Raw genomic sequence first — 26,564 nt, 5'->3', positions numbered from 1 at the left:
GCCTACGTTTTTTAAGGGTTTGTACAATTTGAACGTTGCCTCTAGGCACTCGCTTTCCGCCTGCGGGTCTCCTTGGATGAAACCCTCTTTAGATTGTTAGCAGACAGTCGGCGGAAAGGGAGCGGATTCCTGAAATTAACTGGATCATTTTTGCGAACTGGCCCCTCTTCTATTTTTTCTAAAACAAAAGTCCTGTACATTATGTACAGGACTTTTGTTTTAGAAAAAACATGGTTAATTAGAAAAATGAAGAAATTCGGCATACAAAATCCCCCATTCACCTAATATTTTGCTAAACTATAGGTATATCATTCTAACTATTCATTAGGAGGAAATCATGAAGAAACTAGCTTTAATTTCCAGCTTATTGTTGTTGAGCGTATTGTTTCTGGCCGGATGCTCGGATGAGCCAAGTCCGGAAGATCGCTTTGAGGCATACACGAAGCTTTGGAATAAACAGGATTTTGCAAAGATGTACGAGTATCTGTCGCCTGAGACAAAGAAGAAAATCAGTGCGGATGAATTTGCAAAGCGTTATGAAAAAATCTATACGGGCATAGAAGCCGACCAATTAAAGGTGGACTATAAACAGCCAAAAGAAGAGAAAGACCATAAAGACGGAGAAAAGGTAAGCCTTTCATATACCGTTGATATGTCCACTATGGCGGGTGCTGTCAGCTCCGATCATAAAGCGACACTTGTCAAGGAAGGGGAAGGCGAGGAAGAAAATTGGTACATCAAGTGGAATGAAAGCTACATATTCCCTCAATTGAAAGCTGGCGAGAAGGTATCGGTTGAATCGTATCCAGCCATTCGCGGGGAAATTGTCGATAGAAATGAACGCGGCCTTGCCATGAATGGAACGGTTGCAGAAGTGGGAATCGTGCCAGAGAAAATGGCCAATGAATCCGAAACGGTTAAAAAGGTCGCTGGAATCCTCAATATGTCCACCGACGAAGTGAATCAGAAATTAAAACAATCATGGGTAAAGCCAAGCTATTTCGTGCCCATCAAGAAAATGTCAAATGATAATACTGCAACCTTGGAAAAGCTATTAAGCATTGCTGGTGTATCTGTCAATAATACAGAAGAACGCATATATCCATATAAAGAGGCTACCGCCCATCTAATTGGATATGTCGGTGAGGCATCGGCCGAGGATTTGGAGAAATTGAAAGGAAAAGGATATACCGCAAGTGATGTTATTGGCAAGCGCGGTCTTGAGGAAGTGTTGGAAGAGCGGCTTAAAGGCAAACCTGGCGGTAAAATCTTTATTAAAACCGAAGATGGCGAAGAAAAAGTGATTGCTGAAAAGCCTGCTGAAGAGGGAGAAACAATTACATTGACCATCGACGCCGAGCTTCAAAAGGATATCTTCGAGCAATATAAGAATGAAGCCGGATCGTCATCGGCAATTGATCCGATGACAGGCGAAACGCTTGCACTTGTTTCAAGTCCGTCATTTGATCCTAATAAATATATTTTTGGAATAACGAAAGCGGAACAAAAAGCGCTTGAAGAAGACCCGAAAAAACCACTTCTGAACCGCTTCAGTTCGACGTTTGCACCTGGTTCAACCATTAAGGCCATCACTGCGGCAATCGCTTTGAAAAATGGTGTGGATCCGAAAGAGTCGATAAATATTCAAGGGAAAACATGGGCCAAATCGACATGGAAAGATCATTCCATTACAAGGGTTTCGGACCCAGGTGTTCCAATCGATATGGAAAAGGCATTAATTTATTCAGACAATATTTACTTTGCCCAAAAAGCTCTGGGTCTTGGTAAGGAAAAATTCACAAATGGACTCAAGGCATTCGGATTTGATGAGTCTTTGAATTACGATTATCCGATCAAAGCATCGAGCATCGGTAAGGTCGACAGTGAGGGACGTTTGGCGGACGCCGGATATGGTCAAGCGCAAGTCCAAATGAGTACGCTTCATCTCGCCATGACCTATTCAGCCTTCTTGAATGAAGGAAACATCCTGGCACCTTCGTTAATAACAGGAGATAAAATAGAAAAGAAAATATGGAAAGAAAATGCGATATCAGCAGACCAAGCAAATCAGGTCACCAAGATGCTGACACAAGTAGTGGAACATCCTAAGGGAAGTGGACATGGAATAGATGATCTTGGCATCAAAATCGCTGCCAAAACGGGAACTGCTGAAATCAAGGCATCCAAAAATGCGGACGGAACAGAAAATGGCTGGTTCGTTGCCATGGACACAGAAGACCCGGAACTTCTCATGGCATGGATGATTGAAGATGTAAAAGGCCGAGGCGGCAGCCATGTCGTTGTCGATCAAATGAAACCGGTGTTGAAGAAGTATTTGAAGTAAAGAAAAAAGTCACCCATCAGCACCATTTACCAAAATAAAAGCAGGACATGGTTTCTTCCGTGTCCTGCTTTTATTAGGTTGTGGATTCCAATTTGTTACGACAATAAAGCTGGATTTGAAGGATAATGAGTCGTACATACAGAATGTAAAAGAGAGTTCAGTAACCACAAGTAAACAGTTTTCTCATGCCAATGGATTGAACAGGATTAATTCAAAAATATTTGAAAGATAAATAGAAAAGGAATGAGGATGAAGGGGAATGAGAAGTTTAAAGTATTTGTTTATCGCTTTCTTTATCATTTTTTTTGCATTTCCTTCTCATGAAGCAACGGCAGCGGAAGAGAATACAACGATGGAAGTGAAACTGAAGAATTATTTGGGGAATAGAACCAGTGTTAAATTAACGGCAACCGGGGACTACCGTAATTCAATGGGAGAGATATTCATCAAGGCGGGTGAAAGTCAGACTTTGAAAGCGGAGTCGGCTAAACTTGCCGTTTACAAAGGCTCTAAGAAAACGGGTTCTTATGCTTCCTTTAAGGTAATGCCAGTAAAACCTGATGCTTCATTGTCCATAAACGGCCGTCCGTATCAAGGCTCATTTTCATTTACAGCGGAGGACGGTTACATCCGGCCAATCAATGCTGTTTACATTGAAGATTATCTAAAGGGCGTTGTCCCGCTGGAGATGCCCGCACTATGGCATGCCGAAGCCTTAAAAGCACAGGCGATTGCCGCTCGGACGTATGCACTTCGCCATCAATCGACAATCATTGATGATACGGTTTCTTACCAAGTATATGGCGGGGCTGCCGGTCACTATCGAACTGATTCAGCCATTGAACAGACAAAGGGCATGGTAATCAAACATGATGGCGAAATAATCGAAGCGTTCTTTTCATCAAGCAATGGAGGAATGACCGAATTGAATTCAAATGTTTGGTCAAGAGGCAACCCTCTTGCATATCTATCTATAAAAAAAGATTTATATGATTCGAAAACCAATTGGGCGATAACGCTGGACAAGCAGCAAATCGACCTGTCAAAAATGGATTTATCTAAACCTGAAGAATGGTGGACAAGTGTAGAGGAAAAAGATAAAAAGGTTGTGCCGAAGCTGAAGGCTTGGCTGAAGAATAATGGATATGCGAAGAAAGATATTAAAATAACGGAGATTCCCTTGTTAACTTTTACAGATGATAAAACGGGTGGCCGTGTTACGAAAGGCTCCATCCAACTGAATTTCTATGTAAGGGATCTCTTTGATGACAGGGGAAAACTTTTGCAGCAAACGGTTAAGCTTACTAATGTAGCGGCTTCCAAAATCAGGGGCATGGTGGGGCAAGAGGTGATGAAAAGCTATTTGGTTGACCATTCATCTTCCGATCCTTCCAAAATTGCAATCGAAGGATCAGGATATGGGCATGGGGTCGGACTAAGTCAGTTTGGAGCGAAAAACAGAGCGGAAGCAGGACACTCATATCAAGATATTTTGGGTTTTTATTATCCTGACACAATTATAGAAAAGGAATATGGACCAAGTGCCGGATCTAAAAAGGATATTGTTGTAAAGGAGGAGCCGAATTCAGTAAACATGAAAGCGAAGGCGGATCATTTAAATGATGATGTTGGAATCAGATACACCCTAAAAGAAGATGCTGTGATAACTCTCACGATTAAAGATAGTAAAGGTAAATCTATAGCTACCCCAGTCCGTGATCAAACAATGAAAAAGGGTACCCATTCAGCAATCTGGAACACAAAAGCGGTGAGTAACGGGACATATGAAGCAGAATTATCAGCAATGGACCGAGGCGGGAATGAAGGTTTGGAAACAATGGCGATAAAAATCAGTAGAGATACGTCGGCACCTAAAATCACCGATATCAATACATCGGGTGATTACAGTACCGAGAAAGCGAACATAACGTATACAATTAATGAAAACGCTAATGTAACGGTGGAAATCAAGAACAGTAAAGGTAAGGTTGTCGGCATCCTTAATGAAAGGCAGTTCAATAAAGGCAGTCAATCGGCAACCTGGGATTTCAAAAATATCTCCAACGGGATATTTACGGTAAAAATCTCCGCTAAGGATGAGAGTGACAATCAGAAAACCATTTCAACGAAAATCTCGATTAGGAAGACGACGGGAATAGTGACAGCAAGCAAATTATCTATTAAAGAAAGTAGAAATGCAACTTCTGAAACGATTGGCAATCTATACAGGGACCAAGCTGTAACGATACTGGCTCAACAAGATGAATGGTATAAAGTGAAAAAGGGAAGCCAAATTGGGTATGTATTAAAAAAATACATAAAAAAGTGAAAGAGTAGGACGTCACGTATGGCGTCTTTTTTTGTCCTTATAAATAGTAAATACAAGAAAACAGCACAAAATTCACGAGTAAAGGCGCAAACTCAGAGTAAAAGCACCAAACTCAAGAGTAAAGACGAATTCACGAGTAATAGCACCAAACTCACGAGTGAAAGGCGCAAACTCACGAGTAAACGCACAAAATTCACGAGTAAAAGGCGCAAACTCACGAATAAAAGCACAAAATTCACGAGTAATAGCCTCAAACTCACGAGTAAGTGCGCTAAACTCACGAGTAAAGCACGAATTCACGAGTAAAAGGCGCAAACTCACGAGTGAAAGCACAAAATTCACGAGTAAAAGCCTCAAATTGGTGAGTGAATGCGCTAAACTCACGAGTAAAGCATGAACTCATGAGTAAAAGCACCAACCTCACGAGTAAATGCGCTAAACTCACGAGTAAATCGCAAATCAACGAGCAGATCCACCAACCTCATGAGTTAATGCTCCAAAACTTCAAAGAAATGCCCCAAATCTTGAGTAAACGCAACTTAAAAGAAAAGAATACCGAAAAAATCCAGACGGTTAATGAGAAAGAAACTTAAAAAAGGAAGTAATGATTTCATTCCTCTGTTGTTTTATGCTGCCCGGGTGTGAACGGAACACCGGCGGCTTTTGTGATGATTTTCGAAATATCCGTATTTTCAATGACTCCATCAAAGGCTTCACTGCCTGGACCCGAAGCGAAAACGGGAATCATATTGGCTGTGTGTCCTCCTGTGGAACTGGCCGCCCGTATGCTTCGATCAGCTACACCCGCCTTATAATGCCTGGCGATGGTGCTTCCAATTTCCCAATCTATTTGATGCTGTGGATAGACAAGCGTTTTATTTTTTCTTACGTTATCGATGAATTGACCGACTTCCTGTTCAGTAAGGGATATATGTGCATAATTCTTGAATGTGGAAACGACACTTTCTGGATTGATTTCATTATTTTTATCGAATGTGAGTTGTTTTGACATATATTCAGATGAAACCCTGATTTTTTTCAATGCAGTGATATCCATTGTTTCAGAAGCGGATGTCCCCATTGTTTCGTGGTCTGCAAGGACAACAATCAAGGTATCATTACGATTTTTTGCCCAATTGACAACCTTTTTCACGGTTTGGTCAAATTCAATCGTTTCTTTCCATATTCCAGTGATATCGGCTGCATGTTCCATATGGTCAATACGCGCACCTTCGGCCATCAAGAAAAATCCCTTATCACCCCGTGATAAAATATCCAACGCTTTGGATGTCATTTCGGTTAGAGATGGCTCTTGAGAATGTAATACTTCTTTATCCAGTTTAAAATTCATATAGGTAGGGTGAAATAATCCTAAAAGTTTTTCCGGTTTATTTATGGAACTAAGTTCTTCTTTAGTCGTCGTAATCCCATAGCCAGCTTGTTTAAATTTACCGATTAAATCCTCGCCATTCTGCTTATCCGCCTCAAAATAGCTGGCACCTCCGCCGAGGATGACGTCGATCCGGTTATCAAAGAGCTGCCTTGCGATATTTGCGCCACCTGTCCAGCGGTTAGGAACACTTGCACCAAAGGCAGCGGGCGTGGCATCGACTACCATATTGGTTGAGATGATCCCAACTTTTTTTCCATTGTTCTGAAAGGCATCCAATACACTATCGACCTCGGAACCATTGGCATCGACACCGATTGATTCATTGTTCGTTTTTACACCAGTGGCAATCGCAGATCCTCCTGCTGCCGAGTCAGTGACGTAATTATTGGCGGAATACGTGCGCATCAGGGCAACATGCTCCAGTTTTTCCAAATGCAGTACACCTGTCTTTCCATATTCAAATTGCCGGGCAATTTCTATCGCCCCTAACCCCATGCCGTCGCCAATCAGCAATATGACATTCTTGGGGGTGTTTTTTGTTTCTGCTTGAATAGGGGAGCTCATGTAAATAAAACAAATTATAAGAACGAATAATCCGAAGCGATGCGGTTTATGTCTGGATGTCTTATTCATCTGTAATCCTCCATTGGGTGAAAGTCTTCCTATTATTTGTCTAAATCGATAAAAAAACCCCTCCCTGATATTCAGGATGGAGCTAAGCTTTTTAGCACGGTTAGCGGCATCCAGTCGGTTTTTGTGTAATTTATCTTTCAAAAAAAGAAAGAATTTCTATATAATTACAATATGGAGTTGATAATTTATAAACAGTAAATACTTAACTGATATAATTTCACTAAAGTTCAATTGAAATAATAGGAGAGAAAACCCTATGCTATCCAGTATGAAAAAGTTCTTCAAAGAAGGTTCTAAAGACTTGAAGAGAATTTATAAGTTGGTAGAAGAAGTGAATCGGCTAGAGGGTAAATATGAAAGATATTCAGATCTGGAATTAAGCGGAATGAAGGATAGATTTAAAAGCGTATTGGATGCTGGTGTTAATATATTGGATATACAATCCGAAGCTTTTGCGGTCGTGAGGGAGGCTTCCAAGCGAGTATTGAATCTTAGGCACCATGATGTTCAGCTTGCAGGCGGTTTTGTCCTGAGTGAAGGGGGCATTGCACAAATGAATACGGGCGAGGGGAAGACGCTTGTCTCCACTTTGCCTAGCTATTTACATGCACTGTACGGTAATGGTGTGCATATTATTACGGCCAATGAATATTTGGCCAGACGTGATAAAGAGTTGATGGGACAAATTCTAGAATATCTAGGTTTGACGGTTGATTTGAACATTTCCCAAATGGGGCCTTCCGCGAAACGTGATGCGTATGCGGCGGATATCACGTATGGGACGGCAACAGAGTTCGGTTTTGATTATTTGCGTGATAATATGGTCTACCGAAGAGAAGACAAGGTTCAAAGAGGACACCGATTTGCCATTGTCGATGAGATTGACAGCATCCTGATTGATGAAGCGAGGACACCATTAATCATTGCGGGCAGGGCAAGCGACGGAACCGAGCTTCACCAGATCACGGCACAAATCATGAAGTCATTTGTAGAAAATGAGGATTACGAGATTTACATCGATTCAAAGTCCGCCTTTTTCACGGATCAAGGGGCTTCCAAGATTGAAGCGGCCTTTGGTATCGACAATCTATATGGAATCGAGCATCAAGAGCTATTACATAATGTTACACAGGCGCTAAAAGCCCATGCAATCATGAAATTGGATGTCGACTACATTGTCATCGATGAAAAGATTGCAATCATCGATAAATTCACAGGCAGGGTGATGGAAGGGCGAAGCTTCAGTGAGGGGCTTCATCAAGCGATTGAGGCAAAAGAGGGCTTGGAGATTTCCGAAGAGAATGAAACACAGGCTATGATTACCGTCCAAAATTATTTTCGATTATATCATTCAATGTCTGGGATGACAGGCAGTGCCATGCCATCAAAGTCTGAATTCCGGGAAATATATCAGCTCCCCGTCATTGAAATTCCAACTAATGAGTCTATTATTCGAGTTGATGAGGTAGATTTGATTTATAAAGATGAAACAAGCAAAATCAATAAAATCGTCACGGAAGTAAAACGGATTCATGGTGGAGGCAGACCCATACTGATCGGAACGACCTCCATTGAGCAATCTGAAAAAATTTCGGTTCAACTAGAGAAGGGGAAAATTAAACATCAAATCCTAAATGCGAAGACGGAAGAGGATGAAGCGGAAATCATCGCGAATGCCGGGCAAAAAAATCAAGTGATGCTGGCTACGAACATGGCTGGGCGAGGAACGGATATAATACTTGGAGATGATGTCAAGGAATTGGGCGGCCTTCATATTATCGGTACGGAGCGACACGAGAGCCGTCGGATCGATATGCAGCTAAGAGGACGTTCCGGCCGGCAGGGTGATCCTGGTTCAACACAATTCATCATTTCTTTGGAAGATGACTTGTTTGATTACTATGATGAAGAAGAAATCGGACGTTATATCAAGAAAATCAAAATGGATGAAAATGGATTGGTGCTGAGCCCTGCACCCGATAAATTCGTTAAAATGGTTCAGGAAACGGTAGAGCAAATGCATCAATCAAGCCGTTACCATTTATTGAAGTTAGAGCATGCATTAAATGAGCAGAGTAAAATCATCTATGCAATGAGAGATCGGATTCTTGATATGGAGCCTGGACGGATGTCTGCCATTTTACTTGAATATATCGAAAAATACATTAATCGGCTTACAGTGAAATATTCCCCTGAAGATAAGATGGAACCTGGTTCCGCTGCCTTTATTGAAGAGCTTTCCCCTGTTTTCCAGTCGTTGGGATGGCAGGCAAGTGATTTGCAGGATTTAGTAGGCAAAATAGAAGGTATGGCGTTGGATGCTTTAGGTGAATTTGAATCGAGACTGGTGATCTTTCAGAACGATGCAGAATGGGGAAACCAGTTGCGCGCTTTCATGCTTCAGCATATCGATACAAATTGGATGAACCACCTGGATCAAATGAACAGTGTGAAGGAAGGCGTTGGTTTAAGCGGATATGGCCAGCAGGACCCATATACGTTGTTTGAAAAAGCAGCTCTCAGTCAATTTAACCTTCTATTAAGTAAAATTGAGTCGGAGATAAGCATCCGTTTTATGGAGTATATGAAAAGCAATCAGGAAGATGAAGCTGCTTTGGAGGGTGAGGAACGATGAGTTTATTTGGAAAAAAGGATAATACACAAAAGTTATCAGATCAGGATGACACCGTTCATACTGCCCTGATGTTTCACAAGGGGTGGGAAATTTCCAAGCAAGAAGAATATGTATATAAATTCCACCATCAAAGGCTTCCTGCATTAAAACCGAACCAAATTTCATTATCCGGCATCAAGCTGACTAGGGTGGAAGATGATGTAATCATAGAGGCTTTTCTACGAAATTCAATAGAGAAAGCTGTCAGTTTTGATATCGTGGATTTACTGTTAGTTGATGGAGATGGAAAATTCCTCGCAAAGAAGGCATTCGATCTTTCAGAGCTTGGTGAACTTCCAGCACTTTCAAGCATGCCATGGCGTTTCTTATTCGAGGAAGGGGATATGTTGACGGAATCGATTCCTGATAAAGGTTGGAAGATTGCTTTTGAATGGAAGAGAAAGTAGGGAAATACCCGCATGAGTCTAGCGGCAACCGACAGCTATTTTACCGGAGATCCAAAGCAAAGCCCTCATCCTTTTAGTGATGAAGGCTTTTTGTTTATAAAGGAAGTCATTAGTGCCAAATATTTATGCCGTTTTCTGTGTGCAACTTCTCATAAATGGCAACGCTAAGTAATATTTATAAGTAATCTTCCGCAATCAGGCTTAACCAAGGCTTGGAAATAATGAAGAGGAAAGTGGCAGGAGCATGAAGAATAACCGTAAACAACGCTTGAAGGAGAGGCTATTTGAGTTATTGTCATTCTCAATCGTGGCCATACTTTTCATTTATACGAATGATAGGATGGGTAACGGTCTTTCTATTGGGATAATTACGATAATCATCGGTGTTGCCGGTTTTATTGTTTATCTGAAGGAATGGATATCGAATCGAATCGTAAAAGGCATCATTTTTTCAGTTTTCCTTCTTTCGATCATGGTCTTTTTCCTTGGGGACATCTGGTTTTACCGTTATTATTCGACACCTATAACATCCTATATGTGGATGCAAAAAAGCAACCTGAATGGGCTTGGTGAAAGTATATTCAGTATGATGGAAATGAAGGATGCAATCTTTCTTCTGGTAGGCATTCCAATTGCTGAGTCATTTGTGAAGAAAAAATACCCCCTCAAGCATATGGCGCTTGTACCGGCCATAATATTCCTGATGATAGCAGGATTGAAGCCGGTCAAGAACATTTTTATCGACAAAGTAGATATAACCAGGCGCTATGAGGCGAATACCTTCTTGCGAAACTGGGGCCCGATCGGTCATCACGCATTGGATACGTATGCCTACTTTACTGACTCGGGAAGGCATGGAATGTCTTTGCAAGAAAAGAAGGCCGTTTCTGATTACTTCAATAAAAAGAAAAGAAAGGAAAATGGGCATTCAGGCTCCTTGGAGGGGAAGAATCTCATCATCATTCAGGTGGAATCTTTACAGGCGTTTCCGCTATTTCAAAGCAGTGCCGGGCAGGAGGTCACGCCATTCATGAATGAACTGGCGAAAGGGGGGCTGTACTTTCCCCATGTTTATCCACAGACGGTATTTGGGAATTCATCTGACGGAGAGCTTATCGTGAATACCGGATTATTTCCTTTAAAGCAGGGTGCGACCTTTTTTCGATTCCCATATAATGATTTTCCGGGTCTTGCTAAGGAATTAAAAAAGTCGGATTATCAAAGTTTTGCTTTCCACGGAGATGAAGAAGACTTTTGGAATAGGCAGCATGCATATCCCTCGCTAGGGTTTGATGACTATCTTTCCATAGAGGATATGTCGCAAGATGAGATGATTTCGATGGGGGTGGGAGACCGCAGTTTCTTCAAGCAAAGCTATGATTTCTTAAAAGATAAACAAAATCCCTATTACGCTTTTTTCGTTACATTGACCAGCCATGTACCTTTTTCGCTGCCAAAGGAACAGATAACATTGAAGCCTGAAGCTGGAAAAGAGAACAGTTACCTGACTAAATATTTTGAAGCCATTCATTATACAGATTCAGCCATCGGGGATTTCGTAAAGAGGTTGAAGGATGACGGGAAATTGAAAGACAGCGTGATTGTCATTTACGGAGATCATGATGGGCTATTTTTAAAAGATAAACACGAGGTTGAAGCGTATTACGGTAGTAAAATTAGCGATGAAGAGTGGATTGAAAAATATATGCCCATTCCCGTGATCATTTATCAGGAGGATATGGAAGGGAGAACGATTGATAAGGTAGCGGGCCAAATCGATATTTTACCAACTCTATATGATCTGTTCAATATTAAGAGTTCTTCATACTTTGGAGAGAGCATGCTGAATGGCGAAGATGGCGATGCTTTGATATTAAAAGGGGATTATGGTTCTCAAATGAAAATAAATGGGGAAGGCAAGGTCGGAGAATTTTCACCAGAAGACCAAAAGGAGATTGATCTGAGTGATCAAGTGTTGCGCTCTGATTACTTTAAACAAATGAAGGAAGAGAAAAAAGAGGATGACTGATAAAAGCCATCCTCTTTTTTCTTATAATCCTAAATGCGTTTTCACACGATTTTGGGCTTCAAGCTTTGTATCTTCAGGAACGATGTTGTACCAAACGCCATCTACCCGTTGATTGTCACCTTCAAGTGTATATTGTTCAATATTTTTGAGGGATGATTTGTAGTTATTTTGGATGCTCAACATTTCATTGAAACTTAAATTGGTTTCCACGTTTTTACCTAGAGCTTCGAATATATCGTCATAATTAGTAAGTGTCGATAGGCTTGACCCTTTTTTCATGACAGCTTGGATAACCTGGCGTTGCCGCATTTGCCGACCATAATCCCCACGGGGATCTTCCTTACGGATTCGGGAATAAATCAAGGCCTCTTTACCATTTAAGTCTATTGTGCCTTTATTGAAAGTATATCCTTTATAGGCAAGGTCCATATCATTATCGACTGTAACGCCACCAACAGCATTCACAATATCCTGAAAGCCTTCCATATTCATTTTAACGTAATAATCAATCGGAATATCCAAATAGGCTTCCACTGTATTTATCGACATGGCAACTCCGCCATATGCATAGGCATGGTTCATTTTATCATTTATACCTTTACCGATGATCTCTGTACGCGTATCCCTCGGTAAACTCAATAACTCGATCGATTCTTTTTTAGGATTAACCGTCATGACAATCATCGTATCTGATCGACCTGAGTCATTTTCCCTTTCATCCACACCAAGAATCAGCAATGAAAATGGATCTTTGCTTTTGAACTTGATGTCCTCTACCCGTTTATCCGTTTTATGGGCTGTACCCTGCATAGTGCTAATCGCACCAGCTAATGATTGATAAACTGAAGCGCCATAAACACCTGCGCCAATGAAAAGGATAAGAAGGGTAAAGCCGATTATTTTAAACGTTTTGCGTTTCTTTTTCTTTTTTTTATGTTCGGATCTCATTTAATATTCCTCCCTTAACCATCCCACAAAATGGAAGGTGTGAAAAAGTACCTAGTCGGTATTTTTAACTATACCTTTTTTTTGTCAAAAATAGAATAGTTTCTTTTTGTACTTAGAGTGCATATTTACCTTTTTTCATCCAAAAAAAACGAAGGATTCCAGAGAAACCGAATTCCTTCGTTAGTACATCAGTAGAATGTTTCGTTAATAGTATAACTTCTGAAAAAGAAGCTATGATTCTTTTACATGAAATTGCCAGACTTTAAGAGAAAGTCTGGCAAGTAAATCTTATAGACTTCTATAACCGATGATTTTACTCTTGAAATAAGAGTTTGAAGTAGTACTGATTGTTACTCCCTTGCTTGATGAGGCATGAATGAATTCCCCGCCGCCCAAGTAGATTCCCATATGACTTACCACTGATTTATTGGAACCCGTTGCAAAGAAGATAAGATCGCCGCTTTTCGGTGAAGTAACCTTTTTACCCATATCATAATATGTGGAAGATGAAAGCCTCGGCACGTCATACCCAGCCTTCTTGAATGTATAGTAAATGAATCCGCTGCAATCGAAACCTGATGGGGAGGAACCCGCCCACGAATATGGTGTACCAATTAATTTTTTTGCTTCGGAAACGAGCTTGGCCACTTTGTTCCCCGAACTTGGGGCTTCCACTTTTCCTTCATCGTTTTTATCAGCTGGGGCAGTACTTGCGGATTTACTTAGTTTTAGCTTTTGCCCCACTCTGATTAAATCGGACTTTAAAGAGTTGATTGATTTAAGCTGAGCTACAGACAAGTTGGTTTTTCTTGAAATCTTGGAAAGAGTGTCACCTTTTACCACAATGTATGTAGACGAATTGACTGGGGTCTGTGTAACATTGGATGGTTTGGAGCTGCCGGGTAAATCAATGGTAGTGGTAGTGGTTGATTTAGATACGATAAGTTTGTTACCTGCATAAATTCTATCGGATTTTAAGTTATTCAGTTTCATCAATTCAGCAAGTGTAAGGTTATGCTTGTTTGCTATCCTGGTTAAGGTGTCACCTGAAACAATGGTATATGTGGTTTTCTTTGTTTTTTTCACGGAAACTGAAGAAGCATTTGATGTTGATGTTGTTTTGGAGTTGGGTGTAATTAATTTTTGATTGATTCTCAAAAAGTCTGATTTTAAGTTATTAAGCTGTTTTAAGTCTTTTACCGTCGTATTATGCTTCTGGGCGATTTTACTTAAGTTATCACCGCTTTTGACTGTATATGTACCGGCAAGGGCAGGAGAAACAAAAGTCGAAGATAAAATGGCTAATGTCGAAAATGCGACAACACTTTTTTTCACGATTTTCCACCTCTAAATATGTCTTTTTCCCTATTCTAACAAAATAAACAGGTTTAAACATATTACATTTTTGTTACATGGGGAAAATAGTAGTATTTTACTGGTTTATATTGGAGGGTTTTGAGTAATGTAATCTACAATATTTTCTATATTGTGAGTCTTTTTTCACATTGAGGAGTTTTGCGTTTTTATTTGTCATTCTCTGTAAAAATGTCCCCTTTTTAGGATGTGCATTTCCATAGGGAAAAATGAAAACCCACTTCGTTTTACGAAGTGGGTGTTTTATTTAAAAAGGAAATCGACTAAATTCCTGCTTGAATTTCCTGTGGAGTATTCATTCCATTTATGGTTAAAGGATGCAATCTTCAGTAATGAATGATCGGCGGCTCGGATTTTCTTTAAGAGTTCTTCTGTGGTAGATACCACGGGTCCGGGCATGGAAGAGGAGTAATCCTCCCAGAATCCCCGTTCCTGCACATACTTTTCTAAGTCATATGCAAAGAATATCATGGGTCTTTCCAAGAAAGAGAATTCAAATGGTATCGATGAGTAATCGGTTATTAAAAGATCCGTACTGATAAGCAGCTGATTAACGTGAAATTCACTATTGATAGGGTAAATGAATCCCGGGAATTTATCTTGTAAATCATGCTCTGCATTTACTGCTGGATGCAGTTTTAGCAATAACGCATAATTTTCGCCCTGAAGTTCCTTGTAGAGCAATTCCAAATCAAGTGCAATCTCTCCGCTGTTCAAGCCATCATTACGGAATGTAGGGGCATACAGGATGATTTTCTTATGCTCAAGTTCTGGATACTTGTCCAGCAAAGCATTACGGGCATTTCTTTTTGATTCATCATTGAAAAAGAAATCGGTCCGAGGTATCCCGGTCCTTAGGATATGGGATGCCGGCAGTTGAAAACTTTCTTGAAAAATTTCGGCCATTCTCTCTGAACCTGCCGTAACATAATCGAATTTGTTATATACCTCTAAAAATCTTTTCCTTGCACCGGCTGAACGGTTTTGAATGGAAGGGTCTTTTGCCCCGAATTGCTTAACGGCACCGGCTGCATGCCACACTTGGACACATGTCACTTGCTTTTTGAATGCAATAGCTGAAAGAAAGCCAAAATAATTATCGATGATAATCCACTTTGATGTAGCCAGATGATAAACCGATCGGATCATGGCCATGATATTTTTTGATTCAAACGGAAGGACGATGGTTTCCCCATCGTCCTTAACTTGTATGGAACTGCTCGATTTCATTAAAAATACTTTTTGAATGGAAATGTCCTGCTTGTCCATTTCATTTGCGATATATTGGCAATTGTCCCCGAATGATGTGACAAAGGTCGTTTTGTCATATAAAGGGAAAAGTTTAAAGATAGAGAATAAAACTTTGAAACAAAAAAGATAAATCCCTATCGCGAATTCTTTAGCCATTAGTAACTTGTAAAAGGTCCTCTTTAATTTGGGAAGTCGATATGCCGATTGTTCTTGGAAGGTAGACCACTTCACAAACTTCGGATAATTCATCGAATTGGCCTTTCCAGTCATCACCCATTACAAAGATATCTACACCTTCACGAACGATGTCTTCCCTCTTTTGTTCCCAATTGTCTTCAGGTATAACTTCATCCACATAGCGGATTGATTCAAGGATCATTTTTCTGTTTTCAAAGCTATGATAAGCTTTTTTATCTTTTAAAGCATTAAATTCATCCGTGGAAATGGCAACGATCAGATAATCCCCTAAGTCTTTAGCGCGTTTTAATAGATTGATATGACCCCAATGAAGCAAATCAAAGGTTCCGTAAGTGATTACTTTCTTCATCTTTATTCCTCCTGTACAAATGTATTTATATATTTAATCTTGATGGTCGCAAAAAAAAAGACGCTTCGTTACTTATAAATGATGCTTAGATGTCTTGTCTATCTAATTATAACAAATAAAATTTACAATTGAACCACAAAAATTTTACAATCCTGTTAGATTATAAAGATAATGTAAATTGTAATTTTGGATTCAATTCTATAATTTAATTGGTTGTTTATCAAGAATGAATAACTATAGTTATATTGAAATGATGATAATCAGAGTTTTAGTATAACACATAACTAATTCAGTAAAAGGAAGGTATATTTCATTTATGTTAAAAATCGCGAGGTAATAGACCGGATGTAATTTTTTTGCTAGACTTGTTTAGGTTTCCGAAATCAAAAATGACCATTGTTTGAACTCTTCAATCGATTATTGAAAATTCAAGGCAGAAAATGGGTCATTGTTATAAAATTAATGATATTAGATAAAAGTAAGTTTGAAATTAGATGTTTGTAATCCTATAATATTCTTATTTGGAGCATATGATATGCTTGCTGCCGAGAGGGGAATTTCTTCAAAATGGAGAATTATATTTTTAAGAATAGAAAAACGATGAATGTCCGGCTTATTGATGAAGTTTATTATATAGAAATAGCCATAAAACAGAGTTTTCTTGACGGAATAGAGAGTCACTCTTTTATTTTAACGAATAGATACAATATAGATGATATAATCCATTTGGATTTTCATGTGAAAGATCAAACGGATGATTATTTTTTATTTGAAGTGAAGCTGCCGTATCAACCACTAAAAGATCGCCTTGTTGAGGGTGAAATGTGGGATTTGCATATCCTTCGGGAAATCGAAGGTGCACCTGTTACAAAACGGATTAGAAGTAAAAAACGCCAGTTGAATTTCTTTTCCATTCTGAATGAAGATCGCAAAAAAATGTTTTATCCATTTGCGACAAAAAAAGGTAACCTTTCCTTTTATGCGAATGATTATAAGATGTTTTCCTTTTTTGAAGATATTGAGCTACGAAAGGATGGCACAGTTCATCTTAATGGTCATTTTAATTTTCCTCCATTATTCCAATTGGATGAGCTTGAATTCAAAAAAGTTGAATTACTGGTCAGGAATAATTTAAATGAAGAAGAAGTTATCATACCTTTGACTGGTTTTGAACGTAAAGACCTACTGGAAAGGTTTCCTGGAATCAAGCTTCATGAAAATATCGGTTTTCAAGGCGAGGTCGATCTGAGGTCTGAAATCGATGGAGAGCAGCCAAAGTATTTCATGTTCTATACAGTTCTGCATTATGAAAGAAATGGCGAAATGGAAGAAGTAAGAAGTGTTCGGATGAAATGCAGTACTATAAAGGATCTGCCTGCAAAAAGAATAATTAAAGTACAGAATAAAAAAATACAAATTAAAATAAAAGCAACAAAAATATCGAAGTACTTTTCTTTATCTGCTTCTAAATATAATTTTAAAACGCAGGTTCTCAAAAAAGCGAAAAGTACCTGGGTGAAAACCAGAAGAAGTAAGCGTCTGAGGAAATGGTATAAGTCAGCTTTTGCTGTAATGAGCCTGCTTATTCCAGCCAATAAAAAATTGGTAGTATTCGAAAGCTATCATGGAAAGCAATATAGCGACAGCCCTAGGGCCATATATGAATACATGAAAGTGAATAACCCAGACTATAAACTGGTGTGGAGCGTCGACCGTGCTTCAATGAAGTATTTTGCTCAAAAGGATGTAGAGTATGTCAGACGTTTTTCCATCCGATGGTTATTGATCATGACGAGGGCAAAGTACTGGGTTAACAATGTTCGGTTTCCGTTGTGGATTCCAAAGCCTAAACACACGATATATATTCAAACTTGGCATGGAACTCCCCTTAAGCGCCTTGCGATGGATATGGAAGAAGTTCATATGCCTGGGACCAATACGGATAAATATAAAGCGAACTTCCTGAGGGAAGCGAGTAACTGGGATTACTTAGTTTCACCAAACGCGTATTCCACAGAGATTTTCCAAAGGGCATTCCAGTTCGACCGGAAGATGATTGAATCAGGTTACCCACGTAACGATTTCTTGCATAACTCCAATAATGAAGAAACGATTAATGAGCTTAAAAGAAAATTCAATCTTCCTCTTGATAAGAAACTTATTTTGTATGCCCCAACCTGGAGAGATAATCAATTTTTCAGGAAAGGGAAATATAAGTTTAATTTGGAGCTGGATTTAGCGCGGATGCAGGAAGAGCTTGGCGATTCCTATATTGTCATTATGCGTATGCATTATTTAGTGGCCCAGAACATGGATCTTTCCGAATTTGAAGGCTTCGCCTATGATTTCTCTCATTTAGAGGACATTCGCGAACTATATTTGATATCTGATTTACTAGTGACGGACTATTCCTCCGTCTTCTTCGATTATGCGAACTTAAGAAGACCTATGATTTTCTTTACGTATGATATAGAAGATTACCGTGATAACTTAAGGGGCTTCTATTTTGACTTTGAAGAGAAAGCACCTGGTCTTTTGACAAAGACCACAGAAGAACTTATTGAAGAGGTCAGGAATATCGAAAGAAGCAATTTCAAATTGAGTGGACGATTTGAAGAGTTTTATCAAAAGTTTTGCTATTTAGAATGCGGGGAATCCTCTAAACGCGTTGTAGAGCAAGTGTTTGTGAAGAGCAATACTACTGTTTAGAATGGCTTTCAATGTGATCATGAATATACCGGCTGTTTAACAGTCGGTTCTTTTTTTGAAAGGGGAAGCATATGGCATCAATAGTGACGAAAGGGAAAGCTATGCTAACGAGCGCCTATAAAATGGCTTTCGCCGTTGCAGGTAAAGTGTTGCCTGCAGATCAAAAGCTTGTTGTTTTCGAAAGCTTTTTAGGCAAGCAGTATAGCTGCAATCCCCGGGCAATATATGAATACTTGCAGAGTCACCATCCAGAATATAAAATGTATTGGAGTGTAGATAAAAGGCATACATCTCAATTCGAAGGGGCAGGTATTCCATATCTCAAACGTTTTTCACTTAGTTGGCTGCTCAAAATGACTCGAGCCCGCTATTGGGTTACGAACAGCAGGCTGCCGCTGTGGATTCCTAAGCCGAAGCACACGGTCTATTTGCAAACATGGCATGGGACTCCTTTAAAGAAACTTGCTGCAGATATGAAGGAAGTGCATATGCCTGGGACAACCACGGAAAGTTATAAAGAAAACTTCCATGCCGAATCAAGTAAATGGGATTATTTAATATCCCCTAACGCTTATTCTAGTGAGATTTTTGCCCGGGCCTTCAATGTTGATACTTCTAAAATTTTGGAAACAGGTTATCCGCGTAATGATTTACTTTACAATGGAAATAATCGTGATACAATCGATTCATTGAAACGGAAGTTGGGTATACCATCAGAGAAAAAGATCATTTTATATGCCCCTACGTGGAGAGATGATGAGTTTTATGGCAAGGGGAAATATAAGTTTGAAATTAAACTGGATTTGAATCGATTGAAACAGGAATTAGGGGATGAGTATGTAATATTACTCCGTCTTCATTATTTAATTTCCGAGAACTTGGATTTATCGGCTTATCAAGGATTCGCTTACAATTTATCCAGTTATGAAGATATCAGTCATTTGTATCTAATTTCAGATTTACTAATAACGGATTATTCCTCAGTATTTTTTGATTACGCTAATTTAAAGCGTCCGATGCTTTTCTATGTATATGATATTGAGAACTACAGGGACAAGCTTCGTGGGTTTTACTTTGATTTTGAAACGAATGCACCAGGTTCGTTAGTTAAAACGTCTGATGAAATAATTGATAGTATCAAGGCCATTGAATCAGAAAATACAGTTGAAATGAATCGTTTTCACGAACGGTTTTGTGCACTCGAGGATGGCCAGGCTACACGACGTGTTATAGAAAAAGTGTTTTTAGGAAGGTCTGTGTAATATATGAGTTCAGCTTTGACCGTTTTAAAAGAACAAATCAATAATTTTTATTTGGCAAGGCGTTTGTCTGTTTATGAGGTGAAAAGTGCCAACAGCAGTAACTATCTAGGAATCCTATGGGAGATCATCAGTCCGATGATACAGATTTCGATCTATTGGTTCGTATTCGGGTTTGGGATCTTTAATCGCGGAGAGGAATTCCTACCATGGTTGATGGCAGGGATCGTTGTCTGGTTTTTTGTTAATGCGAGTACAACCCAGGTATCCAAATCTGTCTATTCCCGACTGAATATGGTATCCAAGATGAGCTTTCCGCTGAGTGTCATTCCTACTTATGTCATTTTTGCGAAGCTGTACCAGCATCTTATGCTGCTTGGAGTGATTATCATACTTTTAGGTTTCACTGGTTACCTCCCCACATTTTATATCATACAACTGCCGTATTTTATCGTAGCTACGGTTGCCTTGCTATTTTCATTCGGATTAATTTCTTCAACATTATCGACCATCATTCGTGATGTTCACAATATAATCGTGTCCTTAATGAAAGTACTGTTTTATTTAACGCCAATCCTTTGGGTAATAGATCCTAAAGATCATCCACTCATCGCTGATATCATGAAGTTGAATCCACTATATTATATTGTGGATGGGTATCGTGCTTCATTATTGGGGGAATCATGGTACCTGATAGTGCATTGGGAATATACGCTTTATTTCTGGGCAGTCGTAATCATCTTGTTTTTGATAGGTTCCACGCTGCATGTCAGGTTTAGAGATCGCTTTGTTGACTTTAAGTAAACGGAAGTGAGAAAATTTGGAAAAATCGGTTATAGTCAAAGACGTTACGAAAAAATATAAATTATATAATAAAAGCTCGGAAAAATTATTGGATCTCCTTTTACCGAAAAGCTATGGAGAAGAGTATTTTGCTCTGAGGAATGTTAGTTTTGAAGCGGAAAAGGGTGATGTAATCGGATTTGTCGGTGTCAACGGTTCCGGGAAATCAACCTTGTCCAATATTATTGCCGGCATTATCCCCCCAACGGATGGAAATGTCCAAACCAACGGGAAACCGGCATTGATTGCCGTTGCATCGGGCCTTAATAATCAATTGACGGGCAGGGAAAACATCGAACTGAAAATGCTGATGCTTGGATTCGACAAGAATCAGATCAAAGAACTGGAGCCTGAGATCATCGAGTTTTCAGAGCTTGGTAAGTTCATTGATCAACCAGTGAAATCCTACTCGAGCGGGATGAAGTCCAGACTTGGTTTCTCGATTTCCGTGCATATCGATCCAGATATCCTGATTATTGATGAAGCCCTATCAGTCGGGGATAAAAACTTTGCTGAGAAGTGTTTAGAGAAAATGAACGAATTTAAGGCAAAGGGCAAAACGATGTTCTTTGTCAGCCATTCAATCGGTCAGATGAAGAAATTTTGCCAAAAGGCTTTATGGCTTGAATATGGAGAGTTAAAGGCATACGGTGCCATGAACGAAGTAATGCCACAATATGAAGCATTCTTGAAAGAATATAACGCCATGTCTAAAAAAGAGCAGAAAAAATACCGTGAAGAACAAATGAAAAGGCGCAGTTCCGCACTGGTATGAAAGTGAAAAGCAGACCCGGGCTTCGGGTCTGCTTTTTTTAGTTAAGCACTTCATCATAAGCTTTCTCAAACCGCTCGGCAGCTGAAAGGTGGGAGTATTCGCTTTCCATTTTATATCTTGCTTTCGTAGCTAACTTTGCTGCATATTCAGGATCATTAAGCAGGTTGGAGATGGCTTGCGCAAGTGCTTCTTCATTTTTTTCAGCTACTAACAGACCATCTTCACCATCAATGAGAATCTCCTTTAAACCTCCGATTGCACTTGCGATGACGGGTGAGCGGCAACTCATCGCTTCTAAAGCGGAAATGGAAGTCGCTTCTTCCACCCCATGGGAATGAACGCTTGGGATGAGTACGATGTCCGATGCTTCATAGAGGTTATGCATTTTCTCGAACGGCACTGAACCGAGAAAAAGTACGGAATCTGATATTTTGATCCTGGCTGCAGTTTCCTCAAGCCGGCTTCGCTGTTCACCCGTACCTGCATAGACCAATACTGTTTCAGGATGGTTTTCCAGCACCTCCGGCAGAGCAAGAAGCGGGTAGATGACGCCGTTCTTTTCCGTCATTCTTCTCGGAACGAAAAGCATCTTTTTATGTAGAGGTATTTGAAAGTCCCGGCGAGTTTGCTCCCGCTTTGCTCTTTCCGGTTTGAAAGCAGACACGTCAATGAAGTTCTTGATCGTATCCGCCTCTATATGTGCCAAGTGATTGATATAGTCTTTGATCCTTTGATCGACCGTCACTACTTTTGCAGCGGACTGATATGCTTTTCTTTCTAGTTCGCGAATGGTCAAATCTTCTTCACTGTCCGGAAGAAGGGCGCCCCTGCTGACTGCCTCGAAAGAATAATACCCATGGACGGTTTGCACCGTCGGTATCCCGGATTCGATGGAGGCAAGCGTTGCGAAAATGTCTTGAGCATTAATGACATCATAGTTCTTTTTCAAGGCTTTAATAGATGAAGCCAATAATTTTTGGCGTTGCCGGTCATTGAAAAGCTGGCCGCTCCCCTGTTTTACTTTATTTAATAAAAATCCTGGGGCCTGGGCGAGCATCTTCCTCTTGAAAGGGGGTAATTGTGAGAAAGATAATATGTCCACATGATGTCCCCGTGACATTAACCCCTTTTTTAACGTAGTGATATGACTCGATAGCCCTCCTTCATGAGGGTAGTTGAAAATCGTTGTGATTAAAATGTCCATAGTAGCACTCCTTCTTCTAATGCATTAATTTGATGATTTGATCCTTTTCAGCGCTTGCAAGCTGCTTACTTTAAAAAGAATGGATAATGCGAGATATAATCCGAATACCAGCAGCGAGATGATCACTAATTCCATGATGATGGGCAACTTTAGGGTAAGCGGGTGGATCCAGAGAGCCATTCCGTAAATGATGGCTCCGATGATGGTAAGCTTGCTGCTTTCCTGAAAAACATCCCTGAAAGCGGCCTTGTCCGCTCTTGCTGTCTTCAGCCATAGATAGACGAAAAGGTAGAGAGATTGCAGGAGCATGGAAATACCCGATGCTAAAGCGATTCCACCGACGCCGAGATAACGTGATAGGACCCAGCTGAGCAGGACGTTAAGCAATACGGCAATCAGGCAGGAATACATCGCCACTTTCGTTTTCTTCAAGGCGTAGAAGGCGTTCATCAAATAATCCCTCAGTGCAAAGAACGGGAGGCAAGCTGAATAAAAGATGAATGCCCTATAAGTCATTTCGGTTGCTGAAGCATCGAAAGCCCCGCGTTGGAAAGCCAGAGTGATTAAGCTGTTTCCGCTGATTAACATGACGACCATGAACGGAATCGCTAAAAATAACAGCGATTTCAACCCCTTTAAGGTCAAATTAAGGAAAGATTGATAGCCTATAAGCGCGCGCTCGACGATTGAAGGGTACAATACGGTAATCAGCGGCGTGAGGACAATGCTTAATGGCAGCCACAGCAGGCGATTCGCATAGTTCAGGGCCGATACGCTTCCGGTTTCGAGCGAGGTCGCAATAATCCGATCGACGACACTATTCAACTGGATCGCCAAAGCGGCGATAATGATTGGATAAAAGGTGCACAGTGTTTGTGCGATCTGCCGTTTATGAGGCAGGAAAGAGACGATGGGCCGGATTCCGTACTGCTTCAATGATGGGTATTGAATAAGGAACTGGCTTGCTGCACCGAACACAAACCCCCAAGCCAAGCCTTCAATCCCAAACGGAGCAGCGAACAGAATGGTGGCTGCGATAATGACCGTGTTTTGTGCAGTGGAAGTGAGGGCCGGCAGAATAAAGCGCTTATTCGCATTGAGGACCCCCGTCGCCATGTAAGAAAGCGTGAAAAATAGTAAACTTGGCAGCATGATCCGGGTAAGTGACTCCGTCAGGGCCAGCTCCGAATCAGAGAAACCCGGGGCCGTCAACAAGACGAGCGGCTTTATGAAAAGCATGCAGGCAATGGTCATGACTGCGGCTACCAGCATAAAGAAAGAACCTAAAACACTGATGAATTCATCAGCTTTCAAAGGGTTATCCGCCTTCTTTTCCAAGTAAATGGGGATAACGCCGGCCTGAAGACCGCTGCCGAGAGCCGTAAAAAGAATGGTTGGTATGAGGCTTGCCACGAAAAAAACATCTGCCATCGATGATGCCCCGAAATAGGCGGCTATGATCGATTCCCGCCCGAATCCGAGGACTTTTCCAATGGCTGCAATAATGGTGACGAGCCCGACCGATTTAATGACATGTGAAAGAGTAGGCATATTTTCAATCCTTTAAAATGATGTCCTTCTGTAAACAGAATCCTAAACAACTATAAAATATCAGCGTAAACGTTTTATCTTCGAGAATATTGTAGAAAAGTCCTGCTAATAATGCGGCCAACATCAGGCAGATGGTGAACGCTGCCAAAGTGCCTTTTCCTGATTTCAGGATTGTACGGCAGGTTAAAAAGATGAATGCAAGAACCGCAAGAAAGCCCAGCACACCAGTTTGGACCAGAATCTGGATATATTGATTATCGGTATACATCCTTTCACCAATTTGGTATTCCTGATAAATTGGTGAGGAAAAGGATAGTGTGGCAGAATCTCCGAAGGTTGCTAACCCTGTACCGATTATCGGGTGATCTTTGAAAATTTCAATTCCCTTGATCAGGACATATAAACGGCCCCACTCTGTACTTTGGTGCAGAGTCTTATCAGAGAACATATCTGAAAAACGATTGGAGAGGGCATGTTCGTTTTCAGTAGAGGGGGTGCTGCCGATTATCACATTTTCCATGGGAATCGATGCGGATACCTCCACTTTACTTGATGCAAATAAAACTGGGTAATAAATAAGAAGCAGGCCGAGACAAAATGCTCCTACAGCATATTTGAGAAATGGTTTATTTCTGGTCCATATTATAAAGACAAGCGCCGCGAACCCGAATGCAATCATCGTGCCCCGCGAATAGGTAAGCAGTAACGTTCCGGAAAGCAGGATGGCAGCGAGAAAGACGATCCATTTATATTTTTTCAGCGACTGAAATAGAAAGAAACTAAGGAATAACTGGATGCTTAAGAATAAGGCGAATACATTGGGATTGGCAGGTGCTCCATAAATCCTCATCCGGTTTGTTGGAGAAAGATTCCACATTTCCCATGAGTGTGGAAGCAGAATCGTGCGTAAAAAGATTTTCTCCACTATGCCATGGAGGCAAAGTAAGATTGTAAATATTAGGATAACCTTCAAAAAGCGAAAGATATCCTTTCTTTCTAGATTTAATTCACCGATAATGTAAAGAAGCAAGAATGTAATAAGCAATGCACGAAGTTCAAAAAGGATGGGGAGGATTCCCACCCCGTTCATGAGTGCAGCTGCGGCGCCAATTAAACAAAACAACCAAAATGGCGCAGTAAAATGATATTTCGAAAATTGCCATTCGTTCTTTTTAAATCTTTCAATAAGCAAAGAAACGAATAAGGTGAGGATGATCAGGTCACCTGTATAGGTTAAGCCGCTATTCAGTTCCATCAATAAGGGACGGGCAGGGAAATAAATGAATAGAATTAATAACAGGTTTTTTTTATTTATACCGATAAAAACGAGCATCAACGCCGTTGTCATGTAACCGGCGATAGGGTGAGGCACTGCCGATGGGACGAGCAGGCACAGTAATAGAATGGGTAACGATTGTTTTTCTATAAACTTCAATTGATTAACCACCTTTGAATCCAAAATCACGTTCTATGATGTGTATGAAAAAATTTCTTGAATAATACCCCACCCTTTAGATGTATAGTACATATGAAAGGCTGAAGTGAAATGACAGAAAAGTTTGTTGAGATACTATCCATACCATTCATTGATAGCAATATGGATGAATTCATGAATGGAATGATATATCCAAGATTGATGAATCAGGAAAAAACGTTTGTCGTTACGGCAAATCCGGAAATAGTCGAGTATGCAAATGAACATCAGGGTTATAAAGACATCATTTTATCGGCTGATTACATCACTCCTGATGGCGTTGGTATTATTATGGCCTCTAAATGGCTAAATCAACCTTTACAAGAGCGGATTACAGGATTCGACTTGATGAATGAATTATTTCGGGTCGCTGATGAAAAAGCGCTGAAGGTATACCTGCTTGGAGCGGAGGAAAACGTGATTGAAGCGGCGGCCCTGAAAGTAAAAGAACTATACCCGGGTCTCGAGTTGGTGGGATACAACCATGGTTACATTGATATCAAGGATGATACCCTGCCTAAGTCGATAGCGGAACTTGAACCTGACATCATTTTGACTGCATTGGGGTTCCCTAGGCAGGAAAAATGGGTTTCCAGGCACTATGCATTTTTCAATAAGGGGTTATTCATGGGGGTTGGGGGAAGCTTTGATGTCCTTGCGGGTAAGGTGAACCGCGCCCCGGTTTTCTGGCAAAAGATGCGTCTTGAATGGTTGTACCGACTTATCCAGCAACCTTCACGTTGGAAACGGATGCTTGCGCTGCCAAGATTCGTATTAAAGGTTAGGCGGTTGAGGAAATCGGTGCAGCGTTCCTGAACAT

General features: G+C 40.4%; 18 protein-coding genes and 1 pseudogene. 10 read left to right on the top strand and 9 right to left on the bottom strand.

What is annotated here, in order from left to right; genetic code table 11:
* The first annotated feature begins 337 nt into the window (after nt 1-337).
* Nucleotides 338-2,344: a penicillin-binding transpeptidase domain-containing protein gene (locus OSJ91_RS26585; protein ID WP_485890745.1), complete on the top strand. Its 2,007-nt coding sequence runs from the start codon at nt 338-340 to the stop codon at nt 2,342-2,344.
* Nucleotides 2,345-2,603: 259 nt separating this feature from the next.
* Entirely contained in the window at nt 2,604-4,673 is a 2,070-nt protein-coding gene (locus OSJ91_RS26580) for a SpoIID/LytB domain-containing protein (protein ID WP_485890744.1), read from the top strand.
* A gap of 72 nt (nt 4,674-4,745) precedes the next feature.
* Here OSJ91_RS26580 and OSJ91_RS26575 read toward each other — a convergent pair whose 3' ends face one another.
* Entirely contained in the window at nt 4,746-5,015 is a 270-nt protein-coding gene (locus OSJ91_RS26575) for a hypothetical protein (protein WP_485890743.1), read from the bottom strand.
* A 268-nt stretch (nt 5,016-5,283) separates the two neighbouring features.
* A complete protein-coding gene (locus OSJ91_RS26570; protein ID WP_485890742.1) occupies nt 5,284-6,699 on the bottom strand; it encodes an alkaline phosphatase in 1,416 nt (471 codons plus the stop codon).
* Nucleotides 6,700-6,955: 256 nt separating this feature from the next.
* Here OSJ91_RS26570 and secA point away from each other — a divergent pair, with 256 nt between their 5' ends.
* The 3 genes from secA to OSJ91_RS26555 all read left to right on the top strand — a co-directional run bounded on the left by secA (nt 6,956) and on the right by OSJ91_RS26555 (nt 11,809).
* The gene (gene secA / locus OSJ91_RS26565) at nt 6,956-9,334 is read left to right on the top strand and encodes a preprotein translocase subunit SecA (protein ID WP_485890741.1); all 2,379 of its coding nucleotides are present in this window, start codon (nt 6,956-6,958) and stop codon (nt 9,332-9,334) included.
* Nucleotides 9,331-9,780 carry an SLAP domain-containing protein gene (locus tag OSJ91_RS26560; RefSeq protein ID WP_485890740.1) on the top strand — a complete coding sequence of 150 codons (450 nt, stop codon included), beginning with the start codon at nt 9,331-9,333 and terminating at the stop codon, nt 9,778-9,780. Before secA ends, OSJ91_RS26560 begins: the two co-directional genes overlap by 4 nt.
* Nucleotides 9,781-10,024: 244 nt before the next feature.
* Nucleotides 10,025-11,809: an LTA synthase family protein gene (locus tag OSJ91_RS26555; protein ID WP_485890739.1), complete on the top strand. Its 1,785-nt coding sequence runs from the start codon at nt 10,025-10,027 to the stop codon at nt 11,807-11,809.
* 21 nt (nt 11,810-11,830) lie between these two features.
* Here OSJ91_RS26555 and OSJ91_RS26550 read toward each other — a convergent pair whose 3' ends face one another.
* The 4 genes from OSJ91_RS26550 to tagD all read right to left on the bottom strand — a co-directional run bounded on the left by OSJ91_RS26550 (nt 11,831) and on the right by tagD (nt 15,929).
* Nucleotides 11,831-12,757, bottom strand: coding sequence for an LCP family glycopolymer transferase (locus OSJ91_RS26550; RefSeq protein WP_101223786.1), 927 nt, complete (start codon nt 12,755-12,757; stop codon nt 11,831-11,833).
* A 288-nt stretch (nt 12,758-13,045) separates the two neighbouring features.
* Entirely contained in the window at nt 13,046-14,092 is a 1,047-nt protein-coding gene (locus OSJ91_RS26545) for a C40 family peptidase (RefSeq protein WP_350300645.1), read from the bottom strand.
* Between the two features lie 282 nt (nt 14,093-14,374).
* The gene (locus OSJ91_RS26540; protein ID WP_350300644.1) at nt 14,375-15,538 is read right to left on the bottom strand and encodes a CDP-glycerol glycerophosphotransferase family protein; all 1,164 of its coding nucleotides are present in this window, start codon (nt 15,536-15,538) and stop codon (nt 14,375-14,377) included.
* Nucleotides 15,531-15,929 (bottom strand): glycerol-3-phosphate cytidylyltransferase, encoded by a 399-nt coding sequence (gene tagD, locus OSJ91_RS26535; protein ID WP_350300643.1) that lies wholly within the window; start codon nt 15,927-15,929, stop codon nt 15,531-15,533. Before tagD ends, OSJ91_RS26540 begins: the two co-directional genes overlap by 8 nt.
* Nucleotides 15,930-16,496: 567 nt before the next feature.
* Here tagD and OSJ91_RS26530 point away from each other — a divergent pair.
* The 4 genes and pseudogenes from OSJ91_RS26530 (at nt 16,497) to tagH (ending at nt 21,515) form a co-directional block, all read left to right on the top strand.
* A complete protein-coding gene (locus OSJ91_RS26530) occupies nt 16,497-18,638 on the top strand; it encodes a CDP-glycerol glycerophosphotransferase family protein (protein ID WP_485890738.1) in 2,142 nt (713 codons plus the stop codon).
* 59 nt (nt 18,639-18,697) lie between these two features.
* Nucleotides 18,698-19,900 (top strand): annotated as a pseudogene (locus OSJ91_RS26525) (CDP-glycerol glycerophosphotransferase family protein); the annotation flags it as partial.
* A 3-nt stretch (nt 19,901-19,903) separates the two neighbouring features.
* Nucleotides 19,904-20,701: an ABC transporter permease gene (locus tag OSJ91_RS26520; RefSeq protein WP_350300641.1), complete on the top strand. Its 798-nt coding sequence runs from the start codon at nt 19,904-19,906 to the stop codon at nt 20,699-20,701.
* A gap of 16 nt (nt 20,702-20,717) precedes the next feature.
* Nucleotides 20,718-21,515, top strand: a complete 798-nt coding sequence (tagH, locus tag OSJ91_RS26515; RefSeq protein WP_350300640.1) for a teichoic acids export ABC transporter ATP-binding subunit TagH — start codon at nt 20,718-20,720, stop codon at nt 21,513-21,515.
* 37 nt (nt 21,516-21,552) lie between these two features.
* On the opposite strand, the gene OSJ91_RS26510 is transcribed toward tagH, so the two are convergent.
* The 3 genes from OSJ91_RS26510 to OSJ91_RS26500 are packed head-to-tail and all read right to left on the bottom strand — an operon-like array spanning nt 21,553 to nt 25,705.
* Nucleotides 21,553-22,719, bottom strand: a complete 1,167-nt coding sequence (locus tag OSJ91_RS26510) for a glycosyltransferase family 4 protein (RefSeq protein ID WP_350300639.1) — start codon at nt 22,717-22,719, stop codon at nt 21,553-21,555.
* Nucleotides 22,720-22,743: 24 nt separating this feature from the next.
* Complete coding sequence (gene murJ, locus OSJ91_RS26505) at nt 22,744-24,270, bottom strand: murein biosynthesis integral membrane protein MurJ (RefSeq protein ID WP_485890737.1); 1,527 nt, start codon at nt 24,268-24,270, stop codon at nt 22,744-22,746.
* Between the two features lie 4 nt (nt 24,271-24,274).
* Entirely contained in the window at nt 24,275-25,705 is a 1,431-nt protein-coding gene (locus OSJ91_RS26500; protein ID WP_485890736.1) for an O-antigen ligase family protein, read from the bottom strand.
* A 111-nt stretch (nt 25,706-25,816) separates the two neighbouring features.
* Between OSJ91_RS26500 and OSJ91_RS26495 the strand changes: the two genes are divergently transcribed.
* The gene (locus OSJ91_RS26495) at nt 25,817-26,560 is read left to right on the top strand and encodes a WecB/TagA/CpsF family glycosyltransferase (protein ID WP_350300636.1); all 744 of its coding nucleotides are present in this window, start codon (nt 25,817-25,819) and stop codon (nt 26,558-26,560) included.
* Nucleotides 26,561-26,564: the final 4 nt, after the last annotated feature.

This window comes from Bacillus sp. T-10(2022), from assembly GCF_056502895.1.
The sequence above is the reverse complement of the archived record's forward strand: the minus strand, read 5'-3'. Positions and strand labels throughout refer to the sequence as shown.